This is a genomic window from Limnoglobus roseus, assembly GCF_008254045.1.
GTDB lineage: Bacteria > Planctomycetota > Planctomycetia > Gemmatales > Gemmataceae > Limnoglobus > Limnoglobus roseus.
Genome location: NZ_CP042425.1, coordinates 4,728,609 through 4,754,161 on the forward strand (window position 1 = coordinate 4,728,609; position 25,553 = coordinate 4,754,161).

General features: G+C 63.7%; 21 protein-coding genes. 12 read left to right on the forward strand and 9 right to left on the reverse strand.

The features are described 5' to 3' along the window. The first annotated feature begins 106 nt into the window (after positions 1–106). Entirely contained in the window at positions 107–3,079 is a 2,973-nt protein-coding gene (locus tag PX52LOC_RS19745) for a DUF1559 family PulG-like putative transporter (RefSeq protein ID WP_149111709.1), read from the forward strand. A gap of 58 nt (positions 3,080–3,137) precedes the next feature. Here the strand turns inward: PX52LOC_RS19745 and PX52LOC_RS19750 are convergent, their stop codons facing one another. Next, positions 3,138–3,644, reverse strand: a complete 507-nt coding sequence (locus PX52LOC_RS19750; RefSeq protein WP_149111710.1) for a YybH family protein — start codon at positions 3,642–3,644, stop codon at positions 3,138–3,140. A gap of 11 nt (positions 3,645–3,655) precedes the next feature. Then, a complete protein-coding gene (locus PX52LOC_RS19755) occupies positions 3,656–4,798 on the reverse strand; it encodes a Gfo/Idh/MocA family protein (RefSeq protein WP_149111711.1) in 1,143 nt (380 codons plus the stop codon). Between the two features lie 126 nt (positions 4,799–4,924). Between PX52LOC_RS19755 and PX52LOC_RS19760 the strand changes: the two genes are divergently transcribed. The 4 genes from PX52LOC_RS19760 to PX52LOC_RS19775 are packed head-to-tail and all read left to right on the forward strand — an operon-like array spanning position 4,925 to position 7,680. Continuing rightward, positions 4,925–5,917 (forward strand): sugar phosphate isomerase/epimerase family protein, encoded by a 993-nt coding sequence (locus PX52LOC_RS19760; protein ID WP_149111712.1) that lies wholly within the window; start codon positions 4,925–4,927, stop codon positions 5,915–5,917. A gap of 2 nt (positions 5,918–5,919) precedes the next feature. Then, positions 5,920–6,210: a hypothetical protein gene (locus PX52LOC_RS19765; protein ID WP_149111713.1), complete on the forward strand. Its 291-nt coding sequence runs from the start codon at positions 5,920–5,922 to the stop codon at positions 6,208–6,210. A 58-nt stretch (positions 6,211–6,268) separates the two neighbouring features. Next, a complete protein-coding gene (locus tag PX52LOC_RS19770) occupies positions 6,269–6,976 on the forward strand; it encodes a zinc ribbon domain-containing protein (protein WP_149111714.1) in 708 nt (235 codons plus the stop codon). Positions 6,977–6,978: 2 nt separating this feature from the next. Further along, positions 6,979–7,680 (forward strand): hypothetical protein, encoded by a 702-nt coding sequence (locus tag PX52LOC_RS19775; protein ID WP_149111715.1) that lies wholly within the window; start codon positions 6,979–6,981, stop codon positions 7,678–7,680. A 57-nt stretch (positions 7,681–7,737) separates the two neighbouring features. Here PX52LOC_RS19775 and PX52LOC_RS19780 read toward each other — a convergent pair whose 3' ends face one another. Beyond that, a complete protein-coding gene (locus PX52LOC_RS19780; RefSeq protein WP_149111716.1) occupies positions 7,738–11,424 on the reverse strand; it encodes a vitamin B12-dependent ribonucleotide reductase in 3,687 nt (1,228 codons plus the stop codon). Between the two features lie 270 nt (positions 11,425–11,694). Beyond that, positions 11,695–12,249, reverse strand: coding sequence for a dCTP deaminase (gene dcd, locus PX52LOC_RS19785; protein ID WP_149111717.1), 555 nt, complete (start codon positions 12,247–12,249; stop codon positions 11,695–11,697). A 220-nt stretch (positions 12,250–12,469) separates the two neighbouring features. Between dcd and PX52LOC_RS19790 the strand changes: the two genes are divergently transcribed. From PX52LOC_RS19790 to PX52LOC_RS19810, 5 genes are all read left to right on the forward strand, one after another. Next, positions 12,470–13,402: an esterase/lipase family protein gene (locus tag PX52LOC_RS19790; protein WP_149111718.1), complete on the forward strand. Its 933-nt coding sequence runs from the start codon at positions 12,470–12,472 to the stop codon at positions 13,400–13,402. 18 nt (positions 13,403–13,420) lie between these two features. Beyond that, positions 13,421–13,825, forward strand: coding sequence for an EVE domain-containing protein (locus PX52LOC_RS19795; protein ID WP_149111719.1), 405 nt, complete (start codon positions 13,421–13,423; stop codon positions 13,823–13,825). Positions 13,826–13,901: 76 nt separating this feature from the next. Then, entirely contained in the window at positions 13,902–15,200 is a 1,299-nt protein-coding gene (locus tag PX52LOC_RS19800; RefSeq protein ID WP_149111720.1) for a PKD domain-containing protein, read from the forward strand. A 110-nt stretch (positions 15,201–15,310) separates the two neighbouring features. After that, positions 15,311–15,637 (forward strand): DUF971 domain-containing protein, encoded by a 327-nt coding sequence (locus PX52LOC_RS19805; protein WP_149111721.1) that lies wholly within the window; start codon positions 15,311–15,313, stop codon positions 15,635–15,637. 24 nt (positions 15,638–15,661) lie between these two features. Beyond that, on the forward strand, positions 15,662–16,477 hold the full coding sequence (locus PX52LOC_RS19810) for an Mrp/NBP35 family ATP-binding protein (RefSeq protein ID WP_149111722.1): 816 nt from the start codon (positions 15,662–15,664) through the stop codon (positions 16,475–16,477). Here the strand turns inward: PX52LOC_RS19810 and PX52LOC_RS19815 are convergent. The 3 genes from PX52LOC_RS19815 to tkt form a co-directional block, all read right to left on the reverse strand. Next, positions 16,474–16,902, reverse strand: a complete 429-nt coding sequence (locus tag PX52LOC_RS19815; RefSeq protein WP_149111723.1) for a DUF3592 domain-containing protein — start codon at positions 16,900–16,902, stop codon at positions 16,474–16,476. The two genes, PX52LOC_RS19810 and PX52LOC_RS19815, sit on opposite strands and share 4 nt — an antisense overlap. A gap of 29 nt (positions 16,903–16,931) precedes the next feature. Then, a complete protein-coding gene (locus PX52LOC_RS19820) occupies positions 16,932–17,981 on the reverse strand; it encodes a hypothetical protein (protein WP_149111724.1) in 1,050 nt (349 codons plus the stop codon). Between the two features lie 93 nt (positions 17,982–18,074). Continuing rightward, a complete protein-coding gene (gene tkt / locus PX52LOC_RS19825; RefSeq protein WP_218575447.1) occupies positions 18,075–20,138 on the reverse strand; it encodes a transketolase in 2,064 nt (687 codons plus the stop codon). A 310-nt stretch (positions 20,139–20,448) separates the two neighbouring features. On the opposite strand from tkt, the gene PX52LOC_RS19830 reads away from it, so the two are divergent. Beyond that, positions 20,449–20,766: an HU family DNA-binding protein gene (locus tag PX52LOC_RS19830; protein WP_149111726.1), complete on the forward strand. Its 318-nt coding sequence runs from the start codon at positions 20,449–20,451 to the stop codon at positions 20,764–20,766. A 136-nt stretch (positions 20,767–20,902) separates the two neighbouring features. Continuing rightward, positions 20,903–21,772 (forward strand): ThuA domain-containing protein, encoded by an 870-nt coding sequence (locus PX52LOC_RS19835; RefSeq protein WP_149111727.1) that lies wholly within the window; start codon positions 20,903–20,905, stop codon positions 21,770–21,772. 67 nt (positions 21,773–21,839) lie between these two features. Here the strand turns inward: PX52LOC_RS19835 and rpoD are convergent, their stop codons facing one another. Beyond that, positions 21,840–23,510, reverse strand: a complete 1,671-nt coding sequence (gene rpoD, locus PX52LOC_RS19840; protein WP_178132561.1) for an RNA polymerase sigma factor RpoD — start codon at positions 23,508–23,510, stop codon at positions 21,840–21,842. A gap of 118 nt (positions 23,511–23,628) precedes the next feature. After that, complete coding sequence (gene dnaG / locus PX52LOC_RS19845; RefSeq protein WP_149111728.1) at positions 23,629–25,476, reverse strand: DNA primase; 1,848 nt, start codon at positions 25,474–25,476, stop codon at positions 23,629–23,631. Positions 25,477–25,553: the final 77 nt, after the last annotated feature.

Here is a 25,553-nt window from a genome sequence, read left to right on the forward strand (position 1 = left end):
TGCCCGCCCCCGGCGGGGCCGGATAAGATGCAGGCTTAATCGTTCCCATTCGATCCCGTCGTTCCGAATTCGATCCCGGCTCGAATCCCCCTGCCGCGAGTGACATATGGCCAAGAGCTTTACCGTCCCGTGCCCCAGTTGCGAGGCCGACGTGCTCGTCAAGAACGAGGGCATGATCGGCAAGAAAATCGACTGCCCGAAGTGCAAGTACCGCTTCAAGGTGTCCGACCCCAACGCGGCCGAAGGGGGCGATGAGGCCGAGGCCGACGCAACGCCGAAGGCCGCAAAAAAGAAGGGCAACCCGAAAGTCCTCATCGGCGTCGGCGTCGGCGTTGCTGCCCTCGTGCTGCTCGGCGTCGTCGGCTTCCTCCTCTTCTCCGGGGACGACACGCCGAAGTCTCAACCAACCGCGCAACGGCAGGTCACCCCAAACCCCACGCCAACACCAACACCAACGCCGGACGTCCCCGTGGTGCCAACGCCCGGCACCGGCGATCCGATGAACCCGATGGTCCCGGTCGGGATTGCCCCGCCGGTAGGCATCGCCCCGCCCATGCCCGGGGACGTCACGCCCCCACCGATGCCGAAGGCGGAGGTTCCGACGATGGTAGCCGCCGGGCAGATGAAGGATGCAACGAACCTGCTGCCGGGGCAGACGCAAGCCGTCTTGCAACTCAACATGCAGCGCCTCCAGCCGACGCCGTTCTACGCCGCGTTCTTCGACCGGCAGATGCTCGACTTTTTCCGCAACTCGATGAGCTTCGACGCCACCGACATCACGCACGTGTACGTCGCGCTGGTCGGCGCGGACCGCGACCCGTTCACGATCATCCGCACCAAGGCGGCCGTGCCGTCGCTAAACGCCATGTCGGACCGCATGGAAGTCGAGAGCGGGAAGCAGTCGCCGATCAACGGTCGGGCCTACGGCATTCTCAAGACTAACCCGTTCGTCACGGCCATTAGCCGGACGCTCTCGACCGAGTCGATGCTCGGTTCAGCCGGCATCCCGATTACGGAAGAAGACAAAGCCCGTTGGAAGGAAAAGCCGCTCGCCATCTGCGTCTACGACAGCCAGACGGTTTTGATCGGCGAAGTCAACTGGATGGAAGGCTATCTCACCCTCATCGGTGAGAACGGCTACCCGCCCTTCCAGACGGAAATGACGGCCCCCGCCGCCCCGCCGCCGCCCGCACCTGACGCTTCTGGTGCCCCGTCCGGTTCACCCGGGTCGCCGGGCTCGCCCGGGTCCCCCGGGTCGCCGGGCTCACCCGGTTCTGGTCCCTCGCCCGCGCGGCCCGTCGAAGGCGGGTCACAGCCCGGAGGTGGTTCCCCCCCGCCAATGGGGTCCGGCGGGGACGGCGTGCCGAAGCCCGCCAAGGGGCCGCCGAAGCTGTACACGTCGATTCCGACGTACCGCACCGTGAAGCCGGAACTGAAGCGGATGCTGAACCTCTTGGAGGAAGACGACAAGAACCCGCCCGCGGTCGTGTACGCCGACATGCTCGACAAGCGCCTGCTGTCCCGCGATTACCAGTCGGTCTACGCCCAGGCGGGCATGATCATCAGCGCGATCGTCGAGAACACGCGGATGATTGGCGTATCCCTCACGAGCTTCCAGAAGGAAAAATTCACGGCCCAATTCCTGTTCGAATTCGTGTCCGCCGAGGACGCCAAGACGACCGTCAACGACCGCCTGGACGGCCTCTTGAAGATTCTGGCCCCCCTCCTGAACAAGCCGCTGGGGACGTTCATCGAAGTTCGCAATACCGCCGGGGGCCAGAACAACCCGAACGGTCCGATGGGCCCGGGCGGTGAAGGTGGTGCCCCTGGGTCGGTCAGTGCTGAAAGCGGGTCCAGTGCCCCCGGCTCCGGCTCGCCGGGTGGACCCGGTGGACCCGGTGGACTGCCTTTTGGCCCGAACGGCCGGCCGGCCGGGGGGATGCAGCCGTCCAAGATCGAACTCGGCGTCCGCGACACGCTCGTGACCGTGGACGCGGAAATCAACTGGTCGGCCGACGCCTACAGCAAGACCATTCAACCCGGCGTGGTCGTGGCCGCGACGCAATTGAAGGGCCGGATGACCGTCCTGTCGGGGGCCGCGAAGGAAGGGGATTTGGCCACCGCGCTCAAGCGGTTGATGGACGAGAAGCAAATGACCGCGCCGACGACGTTCGCCCGGAACGCCAACATCGACCGGTTCGGCCTTCCGTACCCGCCCGACCACCGGGTCAGCTTTATGGCCGACCTGTTGCCGTACCTCGGCAAGGGCGGGCTTCGCCAGTCGATCGAGGAAAAGCGGTTCGCGTGGTACGCCAAGGAACACGAGTCGGCCGCGGGGACGTGGGTGTCGGAGTTCCTCGTGCCGTACTACCCGCAGTCGTCGTGGCGGGCCACGCACCCGCTGGCCGAGGGGCGGTCCCTGGGCGGGACGAACTACGTCGCCGTGACCGGCCTCGGCCTCGACTCGGCCCGGTACGACCCGTCTAACCCGGACCACGCCAAGAAGGTCGGTCTTGTCGGCTACGACTGGGGTTCGAAGCCCGCGGACGTGACCGACGGCCTGTCGAACACGATGTACATGATCCAGTCCCCGCCGACGTTCGCCCGGCCGTGGATCGCGGGCGGCGGGTCGACGGCCCAAGGGATCGATGACAGGCTCCCGAACCCGATCGATGACTTCGCCCACACGACGCCCGGCGGCAAACGCGGCACGTTCGTCCTCATGGGCGACGGGGCGGTGCGGTTCGTGCCCGAGGGGATTGACCCGAAGGTGTTCAAGGCGATGGCCACGCGGGCCGGCGGCGAATCGCTCGGCACCCTGGATAAGGACGCCCCGCCGGTCGGCGGCCCGAAGAAGGAAACCGAGTTGAAGGGCGCGGGCAACCTGCTCGCCCCGAAGAAACCGGAACCGAAGAAGGACGACTCCAAGAAGGACGAGGAGCCGAAGAAAGAAGACTCCAAGAAGGACGAGGTGAAGCCGGCCGATCCCAAGAAGGACGAGGCGAAGCCGGTCGATCCTAAGAAGGACGAGGCGAAGCCGGTCGATCCTAAAAAGGACGAAAAGAAGGACGACAAGTAACGGGTCGGAAGAGTGAGACTTCAACGACTGCCCCGGAACTTGGTTCCGGGGCAGTTTTTTAGTTGGGCTTCGCCTCGGCCGCCGACGTGTGGTCGTACACCACCTTCCACCCGTCGGCGAACCGCTTGAGTTGCAGCGTGTACAGCCCGTGCGGTGTGTCTTTACTGCGGGTCAGCGCCCACCGGCCGCGCACGAGGGCGGTGTCCGCGGTCAGCACTTCCACGCTCACGTCGTCGAATGCCAAGTGCCCCATCTCGGCACCGCCCGTCTGATACCGCTTGCGGTAGCGGTCGAGTGTCGGCTGCCAGCCCTTCGTCACGTCGCCGCCGGAGCAGAACGTCAACTCGTCGCTGTTCCAGTACCCGGCCATGAAGCCTTCGAGATCCCCGCGGTTCCAAGCTTCGACTTGAGCATCCAAGACAGAACGGATGTCGCCAGGGATCGCATCCCGATAGCGCACCGCTAATAGTTGCCCGACCACAAACATCAGAACGGCCGCGATCAAGGTGATCCCCAAGACCGCGGCTCGTCGACCCGTAATGGTGTGCTTCGTTGGATCGGCCATTGCAACTTCGCTCAGAACGTCGGAATCGTCACGCGGTCGCCGCCCTTCATCGCGCTCTCGTGGGCGCACAGGCCGACCAGCGTCCAGTTCGCGCTCGTCGGCGCATCCGGGAAGGCCGGTTGCTGACCGAGAACTGCCATGAGGAAGTTGTGCGTCAGGTGCGGGTGGCTGCCGCCGTGGCCGCCGCCTTGCAGGAACGACAGGTGGTCGGCGTCCTGAATGTGGGCCGGCATCGTGAACTTGCGGATCGGCTCCGGCAGGCGGCTAGCGAAGTCCGGCACCTTCACGCGCTCGGGAATCTCCTTCTCCGTCCGCGGCGTCTCGGCCGTGTTCTTCGTGTGGATGACCGGGTCTTCGTCCTCCACCTGCTGCCACTCGAAGCTCTTCTTGCTGCCGGTCGCGTCGAAGCTCTCGCGGTACTGGCGGGCCACGTCGAACAGCGTGCGGGTCACTTCGGCCACCACGTCCGACCCCTTGATCTTGAACGTGGCCGACTCGACCGCGAACGGCGAGTTGTACTTCGAAATCAACTCCTCGCGAATTCGCCCGGACCCGTGGCAGACAACGCTCTCGGCCAACGCCGGTTGCCCCGGCTTGCTGAGCAGTGCGAGGCACGGGCTGACGCAGTGGGTGGCGTACCACATCGGCGGCAGGCCGGGCCAGTAGTTCGGCCAGCCGTCCATGTCCTGTTGGTGGCTACCGCGGAGGAACTGGATGCGGCCGAGTTCGCCCTTCTCGTACAGGTCCTTTACGAACAGGTACTCGCGGGCGTACACCACCGTCTCCATCATCATGTAGACCTTGCCGGTCTTCTTCTGAAGCTCGATGATCTGCCGAATGTCGTCCACGTTCGTCGCCATCGGCACGGTGCATGCGACGTGCTTGCCGGCCTTCAGGGCGGCGATGCTCTGCGGCCCGTGGTCGGGGATCGGGCTGTTGATGTGAACGGCGTCGATGTCCGGGTCGGCCAGCACGTCTTCGTAACTGGTGTACCGCTTGGCGATGCCGTACTTGTCGGCGACCTTGTCCATCTCGGCCTTGTTGCGGCGGCAAACGGCCGTGACCTCGGCGTTCGGGTGGGCCTGGAAGATGGGAATGAATTCCGATCCGAAGCCGAGGCCGATGATGGCGACGCGGACTTTCTGGGTACTCATGCGAGTGTCCTTGACTGTGGGGAGAGATGAAACCGCCTGCGGACAAGCTACCGCGCGGCCGGGAAGTGGCAACCGTCGGCACGCCCGTACAATGACTTCTCCCCTTCGCCCGCTCGGACGCCCGCGATGCCCCGACAAGTGCTGCTGTTCACCGGCCCGTGGGCCGACCTGCCGTTGGAGACCCTCGCCGTCAAGGCGAACGAGTGGGGCTACCACGGCGTCGAACTCTGCGGCTGGGGCGACCACCTCGAAATCCAGCGGGCCGCCAGCGACGAAAGCTACGTCCCCGCGAAACTCGACCTGCTCGCCCGGCACGACCTGCAACTGCCGGTGATCGCCAACCACAAGGTCGGGCAGTGTGTCTCCGACGTGATCGACAAACGGCACCACGCCCTTGTGCCGGACTACATCTGGGGCGATGGCAAGCCGGCCGGCGTTCAGCAGCGGGCCGCCGAGGAGATGACGGCGACGTTCAAGATCGCCGAGAAACTCGGCGCGAGCGTCGTCAGCGGCTTCACCGGCTCGCCGATCTGGTCCTACGTTGCCGGCTACCCCGCCCCGCGGCCGGAGTTCATCGCGGAGAGCCTGAAGCAGTTCGCGAAGCAGTGGAACCCGATCCTCGACGTGGCCCGCGATTCCGGCGTGCGGTTCGCCTTCGAGGTTCACCCCGGTCAGATCGCCTTCGACCTGCACTCGACGGAAGTGGTGCTGGACGCGATGAACAATCGCGACGAGTTCGGCCTGACGTTCGACCCCAGCCACTTGCACTGGCAGGGCGTGGACCCGGTCGAGTTCCTGCGGCGGTTCGCGGATCGCATCTACCACGTCCACATCAAGGACGCCGTCCTGACGCTCAACGGCCGGTCGAGCGTCCTCACCGGCTACTGGCCGAGCGGCGACCCGCGGCGGGGCTTTCAGTTCCGCTCGCCGGGGCGGGGCGGCATCGACTGGGACGCCATCATCCGCGGGCTGAACGAGATTGCCTACGACGGCCCGCTGTCGGTGGACTGGCACGACGCCGGGATGGAACGCGAGTTCGGCGTCGCCGAGGCGTGCCAGTTCGTCAAGCGGCTCGACTTCGACCCGCCGTCGCACACCCGCCAGGCCTTCCGAGGGTAGTCATGCCGTTCCCCGAAAAGAGTGCCGTGGACGCGCTCAAGGCGCAGTGGACGGACAAGCTCGTGCGGGTGAAGCCCGACGCCCGCCCGGACCTGAAGCGGTTCGAGGGTCGGGTCGGCCGCGTCGTCACCGTCAATTACGGCGGCCGGGCAGTCGTCGATTTCGCCGACGGCGGGTGGTACGACGTGGCCGACTTCGCCACCGTGCTGGAGGAAGTGACCGACCCGGCCGAGCGAAAGAAGTACGATTCGACGGCCAACAGTGCCCAGAAGGTGCCAACCCGCCAGGGTTAAACCCGCGATCGGATCGGGCCGCGCGATAGAATGGGCGGAAACACCGCCGGGAGTAGCCATGCCGACCGACGTCTCGCCGATCCTGCGGGAGTGCCACCGCCTCCGCAAACACCTCCGCGAACTGAAGGACGAAATCGACCGCGGCCCGCGGGTCATGAAGGCCCAACAAACGAAGCTCACGACCGAGGAGCAACAGCACAAGGACGCCTACGACACGATCAAGAAGCTGAAGCTGAAGCAGAAGGAAGACGAAGGCTCGCTGAAGACCGTCGAACAGCACCTCGACAAGCTCGGTACGAAGGCGATGACGGTGACGACGATGAAGGAGATGGACGCCGTCAAGCACGAGACAGAGCAGGCCACCGCGAAGAAGAACGACCTGGAAGACGCGATCCTGACCACGATGACCGACATCGAGGACCGCACCGCCGACTTGCCGAACGTGGAGCAGCGGTGGAAAGACGCCCAGAAGGACTTCGCCCAGTACCAGATCGACGCGAAGGAACGGCTCGAACGGCTGATCGAAGACCAAAAGCTCTCGGAGGCCGAACTCGCCAAGCGGGAAGCCGACCTGCCGGCCGACATGCGGGACCAGTACGCCCGCCTCGTGAAAGCCTACGGCCCCGAAGGGCTGGCCGCCGTCCGCGACATGGTTTGCCAGCAGTGCCGGTCGAAGATCGGCGAATCGCGGTTCTTCGACCTTGAAGGGGGCAAGTTCATCACCTGCGCGATGTGCAACCGCGGACTGTACCTGATCCGGGAATAGCGATGCCGCTACAGAACCATTTTGTTCCGCCGTTGAGTCAGACACGGCCGTGGGAGGGGTTCCACAGTACGTGGGCCACGATGTTGGCCCAGCAATTGAATCGCATCTTGCCGGCCGGATACGTTGCCATCCCGCAAACGTCCCGCGGTCCGCACGTCGAGATCGACGTGGCCGCCCTGGCCTTATCAGAATGTACCTCCCCGACGGGGTGGAAGCCCGGAGAGCCGACCTGGGGTGGTCGCGTCGAATGGTCCGACCGCGACCTCTTCGAAGTTCGTGTCACTTACGTCGGGGACACACCTCGCCTGGCGGGTGCGATTGAACTCGTCAGCCCGGCCAACAAAGATCGCCCCACCGCGCGCCAAACGTTCGCCGGCAAGTGTGCGGGGTACTTGCGGAATCAGGTCGGTCTTATCGTCGTAGACGTGGTCACAGTTCGTCACCACGACTTGCACCGTGAACTCCTGGAACTGCTCGAACTCGACGTGCCGCCTGATGCCTGGCAGGCCGCCGATTCGCCCTTATACGCGGTGTCGTACCGCACGATTCCGGCAGACGACGCCCGGCTCGAACTTTGGCCCCGGCGGCTAGACTTGGGTGCCTCGCTGCCGACGTTGCCGTTCTGGATCGCACCCGACTTGCCAATACCCGTCGATTTGGAAGCGAGCTACGCCGCCGCGTGTGAACTGCTCCGCATGTCGTAAACGAAGGGGGCCGGGAATCGATGTCGATTCCCGGCCCCCTTCGTTTGTAAGGCACGTTTAACTACACCCGCTTGTCTCGCCGCAGGTGTCGCATTTCGCACACGCCCCGCTGCGGACCAGCGTAAGTTGCCCGCAGTTCGAACACGGGTCGCCCTCGTAGCCCTTCTGCTTCGCGATGCGAATCTTCTCGGCCTTCGTGCCGACGGCCGGGGCCACCGCCGTTGCCGTCGGCGGCTGCACGGTCGTCACGCGGTTGACCGACGGCATCACGGTCGGCGTGATGTGGCCGCCGCCGTTGCCGTTGGCCTTGCCGTTCGTCGGCTTCAGGTGGGCCGACCGCGGCGCGAGTTGCGGCTTCGGGGCGTGGGCCACCTTCGGGTCGATGGTCCGCTGCGACACGACTTGTTCCGATTCGAAGTCGTCGTCCTCGTCGTGGACCGCGTCGCCGCGGAGGTCTTCCGGCTGCACGTGGGCCAGGTCGTTGCGGCCCAGGTAGGTGACGGCCAACTCGCGGAAGATGTAGTCGATGATCGACGTACTCATCTTGATGTACGGGTTGCCCTGCACCACGCCGTTCGGCTCGAAGCGAGTGAACAGGAAGGCGTCCACGTACTCTTCGAGCGGCACCCCGTGCTGGAGCCCGAGCGACACCGCGATGGCGAAGCAGTTCGTCATGCTGCGGAAGGCGGCCCCTTCCTTGTGCATGTCGATGAAGATTTCGCCGAGGTTGCCGTCGTCGTACTCGCCGGTGCGGACGTAAATCTTGTGGTTGCCGATCCGCGACTTCTGCGTGTACCCCGCCCGGCGGTCCGGCAAGCGGCGGCGCTTGGCGATGTATCGGTGAACGATCTTCTCGGTGATCCGCTCGGCCACCTGCACCGGCTCGGCCTTCGGTTCCACCTTCGGCTCGTCCGCTTCGGCCGTGATCGCGGCGAGCATAGCCGCCTCCGGCGAATCGGCGACCGAGTTCAACGGCTGGCTGAGCTTCGACCCGTCGCGGTACAGTGCGTTGGCCTTCGTCATGAGCTGCCAGCTCAGCCAGTACGCCCGCTTCACGTCCTCGACGGTCGCGTCGTAGGGCATGTTGATCGTCTTCGAGATCGCCCCGCTGATGAACGGTTGGGCGGCCGCCATCATGCGGATGTGCGCCTCGGCCGACAGGTACCGCTTGCCGGTCTTGCCGCACTTGTTCGCACAGTCAAACACCGGCAGGTGTTCGGCCTTCAAGTGCGGGGCACCTTCGATCGTCATCGTGCCGCAGACGAACGTGCTGGCGTCGTTGATCTGCTCCCGTGTGAAGCCGAGGTACGTCAGCAGGTCGAACGTCGTGGCGTTGAGCGTCTCGGCCGGAATCTTCAGCGTGTTCGCCAGGAAGTCTTCGCCGATGGTCCACTTGTTGAAGACGAACGGCAACTCGAACGCCCCGGCCAGCGTGCCCTCAATGCGGGTCAGCACTTCCGGCGTGAACCCCTTCGCCTTCAGACTAACCGCGTTGACGTGCGGGCAACCCTGGAGCGTTGCGGCCCCACGACTGTAGCGGACGATGTCGTCGATCTGCCACGGGGCGTAGCCGAGCTTCGCGAGAGCCGGCGGGACCGACTGGTTGATGATCTTGAAGTACCCGCCGCCGGCGAGCTTCTTGAACTTCACGAGCGCGAAGTCCGGCTCGATGCCGGTCGTGTCGCAGTCCATCACAAGACCGATGGTGCCCGTCGGTGCGATCACCGTCACCTGGGCGTTGCGATAGCCGTGCTTTTCGCCGAGTTCCAACGCCCGGTCCGATTCCGACCGGGCTGCCGCCAGCAACTCCGCCGGGCAGACGCGGGCGTCGATTCCGACCGGGAAGACCGTCAGGTTCTCGTACTCCGCCGGGGCGGCGTTGTACGCGGCCTTGCGGTGGTTGCGGACGACCCGCAGCATGTGGTGCTTGTTCGCCTCGTAACGCGGGAACGGCCCGACTTCCGCGGCAATCTCCGCCGACGCCGCGTAAGACCCGGCGTGCATGATCGCCGTTAGGGCCGCACACTGGGCACGCCCTTCCGCCGAGTCGTAGGGGATGCCCTGGACCATCAGCAGTGCGCCGAGGTTGGCGTAGCCGAGGCCGAGGGTGCGGAAGTCGTACGACTTCCGGGCCACCGGGATGCTCGGGAACTGCGCCATGTAGACGCTGATTTCGAGGATGAGCGTCCAGATGCGGATGCCATGCTTGTACGTCTCGATGTCGTACTTGCACGTCGCGGTGTCGTAGAACTTCATCAGGTTCAACGACGCGAGGTTACACGCGGTGTCGTCGAGGAAGGCGTACTCGCTGCACGGGTTCGTCGCGTTGATGCGGCCGTCCACCGGGCAGGTGTGCCACTCGTTGAACGTCGTGTCGAACTGCACGCCGGGGTCGGCACAACTCCACGCGGCGAACGCGATCTGGTCCCACAGTTCACGGGCTTTGAGCACCTTCATCGGCTTGGGGGCCCGGTTCTGCTTCTCGGCCTTCTCCTTCTCGGTCCGCCACGTCAGGTGCCACGGGCCGTCGCTGTCAACCGCCTTCATGAACTCGTTGGTGATCCGCACCGAGTTGTTGCTGTTCTGCCCGGAAACGGTGAAGTACGCCTTCGAGGTCCAGTCGGTGTCGTACTCTTCGACCTCGATGTGCGTGTACCCCTGTCGGCAGAGTTGCAGGACGCGGGCGATGTAGTTCTCGGGCAGGAGGGCGGTGCGGGCGTCGAGGACGGCCTTGCGGAACTTCGAGTTCTTCGCCGGGTCGTACTTCTCGGCCGCGACGGGGTGCGTGACGACCGCCTGCATGATCGCGTTCAGGTGCTTGTTCATCTGCCGCGAGCCACTCACCAGGGCCGCGACCTTCTGCTCCTCCGTCACCTTCCAGTTCACATAGTCTTCGATGTCCGGGTGGTCCAAGTCGAGGACGACCATCTTCGCGGCGCGGCGGGTCGTGCCGCCGCTCTTGATCGCCCCGGCCGCGCGATCGCCGATCTTGAGGAAGCTCATGAGGCCGGACGACTTGCCGCCGCCGCTGAGCGGTTCGCCGTCGCCGCGGACGTTCGAGAAGTTCGACCCGGTGCCGGACCCGTACTTGAAGATGCGAGCCTCGCGGACCCAGAGGTCCATGATGCCGCCCTCGTTCACGAGGTCGTCACTGACGCTCTGGATGAAGCACGCATGGGGGGCCGGCCGCTCGTAAGCCGAGGTGCTGCGGGTAACCTCGTCGGACTTCGGATCGACGAAGTAGTGACCTTGAGCCGGGCCTTCGATGCCGTAGGCCCAGTGCAGGCCGGTGTTGAACCACTGCGGACTGTTCGGCGCGCTCATCTGCGCGGCGAGCATGTAGCAGGTTTCGTCGAAGAACGCCCGCGCGTCGCCTTCGGTGGTGAAGTAGCCGCCCTTCCAACCCCAGTACGCCCAGCACCCGGCCAGCCGCTGGAAGACCTGCCGCGAGTCGGACTCGCCGACAATCGGTTCGTCGGCCGACGCCGGCACGCTGCGTTGCAACCACTCGGGCACGCCGTCCTCGGCCACCCGCACTGTATTAGCCGGCACGCCTGCCCGACGGAAGTACTTTTGAGCGAGGATGTCGACGGCGACCTGCGACCATGTTTCCGGGACGGGGATGTTCTGCTTCTCGAATACGATCGAGCCGTTTGGATTCACGATCTTAGAAGTGCGGGGAACAAATGTGACCGCTGAGAACGGACTCTGACCTTCAGTTGTAAATCGGCGGACCATTCTCATGGCTATTATACCCAGTTGCGCCTATTCTGCGGAGTAGCGTGACGGATGTCCACCTCCGGGGTGGCGTCGCGCAGTAGACCGTGGAATTTCGGCAAACGTGAGTATGCACCATGAGAGAACGTAACTGTATTATGGAATTAGTCTTGCAATCGATAAACTCGTCTGTGGGCGCGCAAAAATTGCGCCAGAATTTAATTCTGGCGCAATCGACAAATTCGTAACATGGGAATTTTGGGAAGTTTGAGGTGTTTCGCGTCTGCGATGATTCAATTATGGATTTGAACTCACGAACGGCAATGTGAGGCCCTTCTGATCCTGGTACTTCCCCTTCTTGTCCGCGTAGCTGACCTTGCAGACTTGCTCGCCGCGGAAGAAGAGCATTTGAGCGATGCCTTCTCCCGCGTAGATCTTGGCCGGCAGCGGCGTGGTGTTGCTAATCTCGATGGTCACGCGGCCACGCCATTCCGGCTCCAACGGCGTCACATTCACGATGATGCCGCAGCGGGCGTAAGTGCTTTTGCCCAGGCACACGACGAGCATGTCCCGCGGGACTTCGAAATACTCGATCGTCTCGGCGAGGGCGAAGCTGTTCGGCGGGATGATGCACGTGTCGGCTTCTACGTCCACGAACGACTTCGGGTCGAAGTGCTTCGGATCGACGGTACTGCCCCAGACGTTCGTGAAGACCTTGAAGTGACGATCCACCCGCACGTCGTAGCCGTAACTGGTGAGGCCGTAAGAGATGATGCCGGGCCGGTGCTGCTGCGGGGCGAACGGTTCGATCTTAACTTGTTGTTCAATCAGCCAATCGGGAAGAATTCCCATCGCCCACTCCTTGCGCTCAGAATGCGCAGCCTGCCTGGCTTCCGACCGGACCGTCGGGGAAGTCACTAACTGATCGGGCGGTGCGGGGATTGCTCTTGCTGCTACCTCCGAACCATACCGGACAAATGCTATTCTCACTTTCCCATTCCATTAGGACCGGCACAGTCGGTATAACTTGTAAGTTCGTTCGCCCTCCGCCGAGAATGTTGAGAAGCCCGCCATGCTACCGACTCTCACTTCGATCGTGCTGCTCCCCTTTCTGGGCGTGACCGAACTCCCGACCGCCGTCTGGCAGGTGGCCCCGGAAGTTCGCGCCACCTACGACGGCCAGCCGTTGGAGTTGAAGAAGACGAAGGACAAGGCTGCGTTCCTCGTCCACGGATTGATGCTCCACCCGATCAAGCAAGAGAAATCGTACAAGACCGAACTCCACGACTGGCAGTACGCGAAGGCGGGGCTGGTGCAGGCGCTCGCGTCTGAGTTCGACGTGTACGCTTTCAGTTACGCGCAGACGACGGCAGTGGACGTGGTCGCGTCCACGCCGGGGATGCGGAACCACATCAAGAAGTTGAGGCGGGCGGGGTACAAAGAGATCGTCCTCATCGGCCACTCGGCCGGCGGAATCATCATCCGACAGTTCGCGGAACGCTACCCCGATAGCGGCGTGACAAAGGTGATCGAAGTGGCCGCCCCGAACTTCGGGTCCGACCTGGCAATGATTAACGTCGGCCTGCCGAAGCCGCAGGTGCAGTTCATCAAGTCGCTGGCCCCGCCGGTGCGAACGGCCATCGCGCTGGATGGGCCGAAGCTGAGCAGCAAACTCGAAATCTGCTGCGTCGTGTGCAAGCTCGGCGGTCTGCCGCACGACACGATGGTCCACCTCGACAGCCAGTGGCCCGCGGACTTGCAGAAGCAGGGCGTGCCGGCGACGCTCGTGGTCATCAACCACTTCGACGCAATGAAAGGCCCGCACGCGGTGCAGACGATTAGCACGCTGGCGAAGGAGAAACTCGTCCGCTGGACGCCGGCCCAGGTGGAGCAGGGCCGGCGGGTGATGTTCGGCAGCGACCCCGACGCGGCGGCGGCGCACCACCCCGAAGCCGAACGACGGCCGCTCGTCCGGGTGATCGGGCGGAAACTGCTCGACCGCTGATTTTCCCAGGAGCAACGGATGGCACACTGGCTGTTCAAACAAGAACCCGAAGAGTACAGTTTCGCTGATCTCGAAGCGGCCGGCCGCACGACCTGGGACGGCGTGTCGAACCCGGTCGCCCTGAAGCACCTCCGCTCCCTCGCGGTCGGCGATCAGGTCTTCTACTACCACACGGGTAAAGAGAAGGCGATCGTCGGCATTGCCGAAGTTGTCACCGTCCCGCGGCCCGATCCGAAGAACGAGAAACTCGTCGTCGTGGGCATCAAGCCGGTGCGGAAACTCGCCACTCCCGTCACCCTCGCGGCGATCAAGGCCAATCCCGCGTTCGCCGAGTGGGAACTCGTCCGCATCGCCCGGCTGTCGGTCATGCCGGTGCCGCCGCCGTTGTGGAAGCTCGTCGAGGCGATGGCGAAGGGCGGTTGAAATCGGCCTTCCCAAATCGCCCTCCTTCTGGTTATGGTGCGGTTCTTCACATTCACCGTCAGGGAGGACGTTGGTCATGGCTGACGAGAAGCCCGCTCGTAAGAACTACATCAAAATCGTGTTCGGCAGTTTCATGGGCCTCTGCACCGGGGGCGTGATGATGTACGCGAACGCGCTTTTCGACAGCGTGGTCAAGCCGCCGAAGCCGCTGGCTAACTTCTCCGCCGGGAACGCTGACGGCCTGACTGCGAACTTCCAGGTCACGGCGTCCGGCCAGTCCGGGTGGTGGGACTTCGGCGACGGCACGGCCCTCGAACCGTTCGACTCGGAGAAGACGCAGGTCAGCCACACGTACGCCAAGCCCGGCAGCTACAAGGTCGGCCTGACGGTCCGCAATTTCCTCAACGAGGAGAACGACCGCAGCATCAACGTGGACGTCGCGGCAGCGACCGCCTCAACCGCGGTCGGGGCCGTACCGAACGAACTGCCCCCGGCGGTCAAGGGCTGGAAGGTCGAGGCCGTCGGCGGCACGCAGGCCCCGGCCACGTTCCACGTCACCGGCGAGTTGGAAAACGCTGACGAGGTGATCTGGCGGCTCGGCAACGAAAAGACCGAACAACTCATCGCCCAGAGCGGCCCGATCGACAAGTACATTCGCATCGACCAACCGGGCCAGCAACACATCGTTCTCACGGCGATCTCGAAAACATCGAAGCTGCCGCAAGTGTTGGTGCAGGCCGTGGACGTGCAGGCCCAGAAGTCGGCCATTTACACCGCCACCCTCCGAGTGACCGACTCCGGCGAGCGGGTGGACACTCACACGCGGACGCAACTGGTGTCGCTCATGCTCCGCGACAAGACCGGTGCTGCCACCAAGAGCTTTACCCGCGTCATCACGGCATCACCGGCCTCGACGATCCAGAGCGTTGAACCCGGGAAGATGGCGAAGTCAGTGATTAAGAAGGAGAGCGTGAAGGTCGAGATCGCGAAGGACAAGCTCAGTGCCACGATCTCCGGCGAGTGGGCGGTGGCTGGCGACGCCCTCGTCCGCGAAGCCGGCGGGTCCGACGTGACACTGCCGCTGCTAGTGAAGGAAGAGCGGGTCGCGCAACTGTCGCCGACCGTGAGTGAAGTCGCCGGGACTCTAGATTCCAAACAACAAATTGTGCTGGCCCTTCCCGCGGCACGGCGTGGTACGAAGCGATCGACGGCGGTCGATTTCAGCTACCGACTGCCCGACGGTCGGCGGACGCCGGTGGCGAACGGCCAACTCGACGCGGCCGGCAACTGGGTCGGCAAGGCGAAACTCGGTGGCAAGGATACCACGATTCAGGCCCGCACCGTGAACGGGCAGGTCGTCATCACGTTCCAGTAAGCGGGTCGCTCGAAACGAACTCGCCACAGCCCGGCTTCGCCGGGCTGTTTTCGTTGGTCTTCCGACGGCCTTCTATAATCACGAGAGAAGCAACCACGAGGTGAACTGCAATGACGACCGGGGGCGAACCCTTGAAGCCGCTCTCCCTTCGCCGTGAGGGAGACGGGCTGCGGATCGACTGGAACGATGGCGTTTCCACGTTAGCGACCTGGCGTGCGCTGCGCAAAAACTGCCCGTGTGCGACTTGCAACGAGGAGCGCGAGAAGCCGAGCGACCCGTTCAAGGTACTCTCGGCTCAGGAGGCCGCCGCCGGGCCGCCCACGCCGACGGGGATGAAGCCGCTCGGCCACTACGCTTACCAGATCACCTGGAACGACGGCCACGACACCGGCATTTACCCAATCGAACTGCTCCGCTCTTTGAGCGAAGTGAAATAACCACCCCACACCCGGAGTTTCCCCATGAACGGCCCGATGCCCGGTCAGAAGATCAGTTTGCCCGGCGTGAAGCACGTCATCGCGATCGCCAGCGGTAAGGGCGGCGTCGGCAAGTCGACCGTCGCCGCCAACCTCGCCCTCGCCCTGCACATGCACGGCCAGCGCGTCGGCCTGATGGACGCCGACATCTACGGTCCGAGCGTGCCGCTGATGTTCAACCTCGGCGTCGTCGACCAGACGAAAGTCCCGTTCCCCATTGAGCAGTACGGCCTCAAGCTCATGAGCATGGGCTTCCTGCTCGACCCGAACCAGGCCGTCATCTGGCGCGGGCCGAAGGTGGCGCAGGCGGTCGGCTCGTTCCTCGCGCAAGTGCCCTGGGGCGAACTCGACTTCCTCGTGATCGACCTGCCGCCCGGCACCGGCGACGCGCAACTGACGCTCTCGCAGCAAGCCCCGCTGACCGGCGCGGTCATCGTGACGCAGCCCGCAGAAGTCAGCCTGATCGACGCCCGCAAGGGGGTGCGGATGTTCCAGGAAGTCCGTGTGCCGATCCTTGGCATCGTCGAGAACATGAGCTATCTGACGATGCCGGACGGCAACCGTCTCTCGCCGTTCGGGTCCGGCGGCGGCAAGAAGTTGGCGAACGAGATCGGCGTACCGCTGCTCGGCGAACTCCCGATCGACCCGCAAGTCTCCGCGTGCGGCGACAGCGGCGAGCCGATCGTCCGCAAACTGCCGGACCACCCGGTGTCGAAGTCCTACGTCGACTTGGCGAACACGATCATGAACGAGATGGCGAAGCGACCGACGGACGGCGGGTTACCGCAGGTTCAACTCTAGTTCACGTAGGGCGGGCGGCAGTAGAGGTACAGAACGGCCCCAACGCATGTGCCGAACAGGCACATCGCCGTGCCGATGATGATGCCGCCCGCCCACCGCCCGCGGGCCATCACGGCGAACTTGGGATTGTTCGGGTCGTAGAGCAACGGCACGCGGTCGCCCTCGGTCCACCGGCCCTTCTTGAACGGCTTGGCGATGCTCAACTCCTCGACGTCCCCGGCTTCCGTGACGTATTGGACGACGGGCCGAAACAGGCTGAAGTCGTGTTCGGTGTCGTGTTCCTCTTCGATGCGGACGACCGTTCCCTCCACGGCGATGGCCCGCCGCAGGACGGCCCACCGTTGCAAGATTTTTTCCAGGTAGCCGAGCGTGCCGAGGCCACAGACGGACATGAAGGCCAAGCCGAACACTTGCGGGGCTTCCATACGATTTCCTGGCTGCCTGTGATGGGCGATCAATCGGAGTTCGGGTCGATCTCCCCGCGTTCGATCGCTTTTTTGCGATCCTCCAGCCCCTTCTGACTGAACCCGATGAGCTTGACTGTCGTCGCCTTGCCGTCCTTGGAACTCAGGATGACCGAGATCACGTCTTTCTCGGGCGTGGCGTACTTGTAGACGCCCCCGGTGGCTGTTGGCTTCTCGCTCTGCAGGGCCGTGTAGCCGGCCGCGGGCATGGCCTTCTCGTAAAACTCGGCCACGGCTTTCAGATCGCGGGCCACCTTGCACCGCATTTCCCAGCGGAGGTCGGCGAATTCCACATCCGTCGCGTCGGCCGGCGCGGGGAGTTCGTGCGACAAGGCTTCCACACCGTACTGCACGACGGTCTTGTTGTTCTGGGCTTCCACTTGTTCGACCGACACCGTGATGGCGTAGCCGTTCTTGCGAAATTGAAGGTGGCGTTCCTTGTCGGATTTCGTCGTCGACGTGAACAGGGTCTTGAACTCTTGCCAGCCGTCGGCCGTGAGGTCTTTCGCCAGTGTCTCGGCCTCCGCCGGGACTTTCGCCTCGGCGACGTACGTCGTTTGGATTTGGCTGCCGTAGAGTTCCTTCGCCCCCTTGCTGCGCGGCAACGTCCGCGTGTCGAGGTTGCCGCGGAAGCCGAGGGTGACGTTCGCCGACGGCTTGTCGCCGAAGCGGAAGACCATCAGGTAGAGGCTGTGGCCGTCCTTCCACAGCTCAGACGAAGCACACGATTCGGAATCGTCCGACTTCGCCGCGTTCGTGGCCGGTTTCCAGCCCAGTGAGTCGAGTTGGGTCCGGTAATGCTTCGCAACGTCCGCGACGGAACCCGGAACGTCGGCCGTGAAGTTGGCCGACTCGTTGCGGCCGACCTTCGATTTTGCGATCTGAGGCAGTTTGGAAAAATCGACGACCTTCGCGAGTTGAATCGAGGACGCCAGGGCTTTTGGTGGATCGGCCCGGACGGGGCTGGAGAATCCGGTCGCCCAGAGGCCGAGGAGGATCACGCGGAGTTGCCAGGCCGTTGATCGTGCGAATGGCGTCACGGGGACTTCTCCGGTGTTGGTGAGCAAACTCCGTACAGATGAAAGCCCACGGAGGTCGTCCGTGGGCTTGAAGTGCTTGAGTGTTTCCGACCCTTACTTCTTCAGCTGCGCCTTCGCGGCTTCCATCACCTTCTCGATGGTGAAGCCGAAGTGCTTCAGAAGGTCTTTCAGCGGGGCCGAAGCCCCGAAGGAACGCATGCCGATGATCGCCCCCTTCGGCCCGGCGTAGTGTTCCCACCCGAAGGTCGAGAGCATCTCGATGCACACGCGGGCGGTCACGCTCGGCGGGATCACGCTGTCGCGGTACTCTTGCGTTTGCTGTTCGAACAGTTCCCACGACGGCAGGCTCACGACGCGGGCTTTCACGCCCTCGGCCGTCAACTTCTCGTAGGCTTCGACGGCCAGCGGCAGTTCCGTGCCGGTGGCGATGAGCAGGATGTCCGGCTTGCCGCCTTCGGCGTCGGCGAGGACGTAACCGCCCTTCGCCACGCCGCTCGCGGCCCCGAACTTCGTGCGGTCGTAGGTCGGCACCGGCTGACGGCTGAGGGCCAGGATGATCGGGTGGTGCTTCGACTCGGCGGCCACGCGGTACGCTTCCGTGACTTCGTTCGCGTCGCCCGGGCGAAGGACGATCAGGCCGGGGATCGCCCGGAGGCTGGCGATTTGCTCGATCGGCTGGTGCGTCGGGCCGTCTTCGCCGACGCCGATGCTGTCGTGCGTGAAGACGTAGACGACCGGCCGTTCGATGATCGAAGCGAGGCGGATCGCCGCCCGGCCGTAATCGCTGAAGATCAGGAAGCCGGCGGCGAAGGAGCGGAGGCCGTTGAGGGCCATGCCGTTACAGATCGCCCCCATGCCGTGCTCGCGGACGCCGAAGTTGACGTTCCGCCCGGCGGGGGTGGCCGCCAGGAAGTCGCCGGCCCCTTCGAACGTGAGCCTGCTCTTGTTCGACTTCGCGAGGTCGGCCGACCCGCCGACCATCCACGGGATCGCCTTCGCGACGGCGTTCAGCACCTTGCCGGACGAGTCGCGGGTGGCCATCCCCTTCGGGTCGGCCGGGAACACCGGCAGCGACTTGTCCCACCCGGCCGGCAGTTCCTTGTTCTGGATGCATTCGACCTGCGTGGCGAGGTCGGCGTGCGCCTTCTTGTACTCGGCGAACTTCGCCTTCCAGGCGGCGTTGGCGTCCGCCCCGCGCTTGCCGATGTTCGCCTTGAACTGGTCGTAGACGCCGTCCGGCACGTAGAAGCTCTTGTCTTCCGGCCAGCCGTAGCTTTTCTTCGCCGCCTTGATTTCCTCGTCGCCGAGCGGTTCGCCGTGGGCGTGTTCGGTGTCCTGCTTGTGCGGCGCGCCGAACCCGATCTTCGTCTTCACGCCGATGAGCGTCGGCTTGCCCTTCGTTTCGGCGGCGGAGTTGAGGGCCTTGGCGATGGCGGCGAGGTCGGTGTTGCCGTCTTCGACCTTCAGCACGTTCCAGCCGTAAGCCTTGTAGCGGCCGTACACGTCTTCCGTGAAGGCGAGCGTCGTGCGGCCGTCGATGGTAATGTTGTTGTCGTCGTAGAGCAGGACGAGGTTGTCGAGTTGCAGGTGCCCGGCGAGGGAACTGGCTTCGCTCGCCACGCCTTCCATCATGCAGCCGTCGCCGCAGATGGCGTACACGCGGTGGGCGAACAGGTCTTCGTAGCCCGGCTTGCCGTAGGTGGCGGCGAGCCACTTCTGGGCGATGGCCATGCCGACGGCGTTACCGATGCCCTGGCCGAGCGGTCCGGTGGTCGTTTCCACGCCGCTCGTCAGGTGCGTTTCCGGGTGGCCGGGGGTCACGCCGTTGAGTTGGCGGAATCGCTTGATCTCGTCGATCGTGACCGGCTTGCGGCCGTCGGATTCCACCACGCCGGCGAGGTGCAGCATCGAGTAGAGGAGCATCGAGGCGTGGCCGTTGGACAGAACAAAGCGGTCGCGGTTGAACCAGAGCGGGTCGGCCGGGTCGTAGGTCATGAAGCGGTTCCACACCGCGTAGGCCACGGGGGCGAGGCCCATCGGCGCGCCGGGGTGGCCGGAGTTCGCCTTCTGCACGGCGTCCATGGACAGCGTGCGGATGGTGTTGACGCACAGTTGGTCCACGGCGTCGAAATCCGTCTTCGCGGGGGTCGCACTCATCATCGCCTCGGTTCGATGGGGTAAGGTGGAAATGGCTTTGGTGAGAGGATACGGGAACGACCGCCGGATGCAACTCTCCACCCGGCCGGCAGAGACGTTCGTCCGTCTTTCCCGAGCCCCACCTTACCCCGGCGCAAGCCGCGGGGATAGAAATATCTCCGGGTGGGAACGGTCATTTGCCCTGAAAAATCGAGAAAATGGTGAAAAAAGAGCGAAATCCGTTGGAAAGTCAGGGCCGATTGCGTAACTTCTGCACGGAACCCTTGCTTTCAAGGGCGTGACGCTAAGTCCCTATCTGGAGTCACTCACAATGGCGAAGAAGAAGGTGTTGACCAAGTCGGGCCTGTTCACCGAGTTGGCGGAAAAGACCGGCATGAAGAAGGCCGAGATCTCGAAAGTGATCGACGAATTGGTTGAGATCATGAAATACCAACTCAGCGGAAAAGGAGCCGGCGTATTCACCCTCCCCGGGGTCGCCCGCTTCAAGATTCGCAAGGTGAAGGCCGTCAAGGGCGGGGAAAAGAAGACGAACCCGCTCAACGGCAAGGACTACGTCACGAAGGACCGCCCGGCCCACAACAAGGTCACGGCCCGGCCGATCAAGCTTTTCGCCGAAGCCCTGAAGTAACACCCTCTGAATCTCGATCAAACACGGCCCGGATTCGCTCGAATCCGGCCGTGTTTTTTTCTTGGCCGGTTGACGCGGCCGCGCCGAATGCCGACAATCGCCGACGCCCACCCTCGCTTCCCTTCGCGGAGTTCTCATGCGATTCCTCTCCGGTCTGCTCCTGATGGTCGTCCTCGGTTCGGCGTCGGCCGCGGACCCGAAACTGCGCGTGCTCATCATCGACGGCCAGAACAACCACAACTGGAAGGCGACGACGCCGTACCTGAAGAAGTACCTCGAAGACTGCGGGCGGTTTACCGTCACCGTCGCCACGTCCCCGGAGAAGGGGAAGAAGGCAGAGATGGCGAACTTCCACCCCAACCTGTCGACGACCGACGTGGTCGTGAGCAACTACAACGGCGAGGCGTGGTCGAAGGAACTGAACGACGCGCTGGAATCGCGAGTGAAGGACGGCAAACTCGGCCTCGTGATCGTCCACGCGGCGAACAACGCCTTCGGCCCGTGGAAAGAGTTCTACAAGATGATCGGCATGGGCTGGCAGGACGCGAAGTTCGGCAAGCGGCCCTACCTCGACGCCGTCGGCGAGCAAAAGCTGGACGAACCGGGCCAAGGGCAGGGGGCCGGTCACCGCTACACGGGTCAATTTACCGTCACGGTTCGCGATCCCGAACACCCGGTGACGAAGGGGATGCCGAAGGAGTGGATGCACAACAATGACGAACTCTACGACAACATGCGAGGCCCCATCGAGAACGTGAAACTCCTCGCCACGGCGTACTCGAAGGGGACAATGAAACATGAGCCGATGATTTGGACCGTCAGTTACGGGAAGGGCCGCATCTTCCACACGCCGATGGGCCACGACGTGAATTCGATGAAGTGCGTGGGCTTTGCCAGCACGCTGCAACGCGGCACCGAGTGGGCCACGACCGGCGCGGTCACGATCCCGCTTCCGGAAAACTTCCCCACGGCCGAGAAGGTCAGCCTCTATCCCGAGAAAAAGTGACGGTGTAAAAGCAGAAGGCCCACCCGATCAGGGGTGGGCCTTCTGCTTTGGGTCCCAACGCTCCGCGTTACTTCTTCCCGTTCACCACGGCCGTCCAGGCGTCGAGGAAGCCTTCGAGTTGGCGACTGCGGATGGGGTGCTGGAGCTTCCGCACGGCCTTCGCTTCGATCTGGCGAACACGTTCCCGCGTGACCTTGAAGATGCGGCCGACCTCTTCGAGCGTGTACGTGTAGCCGTCGCCGAGTCCGTAGCGGAGTTTGATGATCTCTCGCTCGCGATAGGTCAGCGTCTTCAGCACCGCCTCGATCTTGTCCTTGAGCATCTCGTTCGTCGCGGCACTGACCGGCGAATCGACCGAGTGGTCTTCGATGAAGTCGCCGAAGTAGCTATCCTCGCTCTCACCAACCGGCCGGTCGAGGCTGATCGGGTGGCGGCTGATTTTGAGGACACGCTTCGTTTCTTCGTAGCTGATGCCGGCGGCCTTCGCCGTCTCCTCGATCGTCGGCTCGCGGCCCATCTCTTGAAGCAGTTGCTTCGAGACGTTCCGCAACTTCGACATCGTCTCGATCATGTGAACAGGGATACGGATCGTGCGGGCTTGATCCGCGATGGCCCGCGTGATCGCCTGGCGAATCCACCACGTCGCGTAGGTGCTGAACTTGAACCCGCGGCGGTATTCGTACTTGTCCACCGCTCGCATCAGGCCGGTGTTGCCTTCCTGAATCAAGTCGAGGAACGACAGGCCGCGGTTGCGGTACTTCTTGGCGATACTGACCACGAGCCGAAGGTTGCCGCCGGAGAGTTCGCGCTTCGCCATCTCGTACTCGGCGAACCGCTGCTTCATGATTTGCACGCGGCGGCGGAGGCCCGACGGTTCTTCGAGCGTAATCAGCATCAAGTCCTGAAGTTCTTTCTCCAGGTTGGCCCGCTCTTCCTTCGCGGCACGGTTGCCCTTCATTTCGTGGACTTGCTCTTCCAACTCGTCCATTCGCTCGCTGATTTGTTCCAGCTTCTTCATCAGCGGCTGGACTTTTTGCGTGCGAATCGACAGTTCTTCCACCAGCGTCACGGTCTTGCGCCGGCGACTCTTCAAACGGTCGCGGATCGGCTCCTTCTCGCTCTCCGGGGTCCGCTCGTCGGTCAACTTGTTGAAGTCGTCGACGTTCACTTCCATCAGCGGTTCGAGGGTCCGCAGGTTGTGCGGCATCCGCTGGAGGATCTTGTCCTTCTCCAAGTTCTCGGTCTGGCTGACCTTGATCGTCCGGTCGAACGGCAGGTCGCCGGTCTGGACGCGCTTGAGCGTCTCGAAGACGTTGCGGAGGGCGTAATCGCACTCCAACACCTTGCGGCGGAAACGCCGACGGGTGACTTCGATCTTCTGGGCCAGGGAGATTTCGAGCCGGCGGTCGAGCAGCGGGATTTCGCCCATCTGTGTCAGGTACATCCGCACCGGGTCGTCGATGTGCCGACCGTCGCCTTCGTTGTCGGAGAAGAGGGCTTCCTCTTCGGAGAGGATCGCCGCTTCTTGGGCGGCTCCGGCGGCCGGTTCGTCGGCGTCTTCCGGGTCGATGACGTTGATGCCGTTGTTTTCGAGTTGTTCCAGGATGTCTTCGAGGCGGCCAGACTCCGACGTGCCCTCGGGCAGGGCCTGGTTGACCTCGTCGAAGGTGAGCGAGCCGCTCTGCTTGCCGCGCTCGATCAGGGCCTTGAGAACGTCGTCCACGGTCTTCACGTCCATCCGAAATCTCCCGTACCTGTGGGCCGCCACGGAGTGTACAACGTGGCAGATGGAACGGTAATGAGACGATGCGGCCGAAGGTAGCCGCACGCCGGCGATCCATCGCCGGCCTTTCACATCAACCCGCCTCTTTCGTCCGGCCCTGGAACCGGCGAAGAAGATCGAGGGCGGCGGCGTCATCCGTGCCAACTCCGCCGAGCTGTTCTTTCAGGGACTTCTTCTCAACGTCCGTCTTCTGTTTTGCGAACCCATCGACGACTTTGTTAAAGTACAACTGGCGGTCCGAAATACTACGGCCCACGTCCTGAAGTTTCATCGCGTGGGCGGCCAGATCGGGCCGGTCGATCAGACGCACGCGGAGGTTGTCCAGTTCCGGCGGAATGCCCTGTTCGTGGAGGCCGTACAACTCGACCAGCATTCGCTTCAGGCCGCTGTGCGAAAGCCACTCCGGCGGAATCTGCGTGTGGGCCACCCGCACGAGGTCGGGTTCCGCGAGCAGAATCTGAACGAGTTGGCTTTCGAGGATCGGGGCCGGTCCCGCGACCTTCGCCGGCGGTGCATTAGATATAACAGGTTCCCGGCCGGAGTTCAGGGGCACTTCTTGCGGCCGGCTATTTTCCCGCTGCTGCTTCCGGCGTTGTTCGAGTTGAAGTTCTTTGAGCCGCCCTCGAACCGACCGCAGTTCCACGCCGAGCCGTTGGGCCAGTCGCGTCAGGATCAGTTCTTGCTTGAGTTGGGCGGACTGGCTCGGCACCGGCGGGGCGAGGGCGATGATGCCGAGGATGATGTCGAGCATCCGGCGGACGCCGTCGACCGTGCCGTGTTCCGCTTTCGCGAAGAGTTGATTCAATTTGAAGTCGAGTGCATCAACAGCGTCGCCGAGTGCCTTGCGGAACACCTCTGCGCCGCCGTCCTGAGCGAGCAGGTCGGCCGGGTCCAACCCTTCTGGCAGAGTCGCGACCGCGAGTTCGACGTCCTGACTCACGAAGATTTCGAGGGCACGGTCTACGCCGGTGTTGCCGCCGTCGTCGGCGTCGAAGACGAGCACGATTTTGCGGACATGGCGGACGAGTTGCGCGACGTGCCGGGCGTTGAGGGCGGTGCCCATCGTGGCGACGACGTTGGCGATGCCGCTCTGGTGGGCCATCATCACGTCGGTGTAGCCTTCGACCACGGCGAGGAACCCGGCCGAACTGCCGGCGTGCCGGGCCATGTCGATGCCGTAGAGTTGTTCCTGCTTCTTGAAGAGGAGCGTTTCCGGCGAGTTGTAATACTTCGGTCCGCGGGCGGCGTAGGGGGAATCCGGCATGATCCGCCCGCCGAAGCCGACGGCACGCCCCTGGGCGTCGCGGATTGGGAACATCACCCGATCGCGGAAGCGGTCGTAGTAGCCGCGGGCCTCATCGCGGGCGGCGATGAGGCCGACTTCCACGAGCAGTTCGGGCGGCACCTGGTCAGCCTGCGCCTGCTTGACCAGCCATTCGCCGTCGAGCGGGGCAAAACCGAGGCCGAACTGTCGCACACTCGCACCGGCGAGGTGCCGTTCACCAAGGTACTTGCGGGCGGCCTGCGAATCGGGCGATTCTAGCAGGCACTGTTGGTACTTCGCCTGTGCCCACTTCATTACGTCGAAGAGGCGGAACTTGTGCGTGTCTTGCGGCGAGGCGGTCGCGTCATCGGTCGGAATGCCGGCGCGACGGGCGAGGATTTGCATGGCTTCGAGGAAGCCGACCTTGTCGTACTTCTCGACGAAGGTGAACACGTCACCCTTCGCACCGCACGCCCAGCAGTGGAAGTTCTGCCACTTGCGGTCGATTTGCAGCGACGGGCGTGTGTCGTTGTGGAACGGGCAGACGCACTTGTACGCCTTGCCGACTTGTTGGACGGGCAAATACCCCGAAATGACATCAAGGATGTCACTCGCGGCTTTCACCTGAGTTTTCAATTCCACCAAGTCGCGTGGCACAGGGCACCTATCCGTCTCGCCGGGCGCTCGTCATACGGGGGCTGGCAAACAATGAGGGATAACGAGAACCGGAGGTC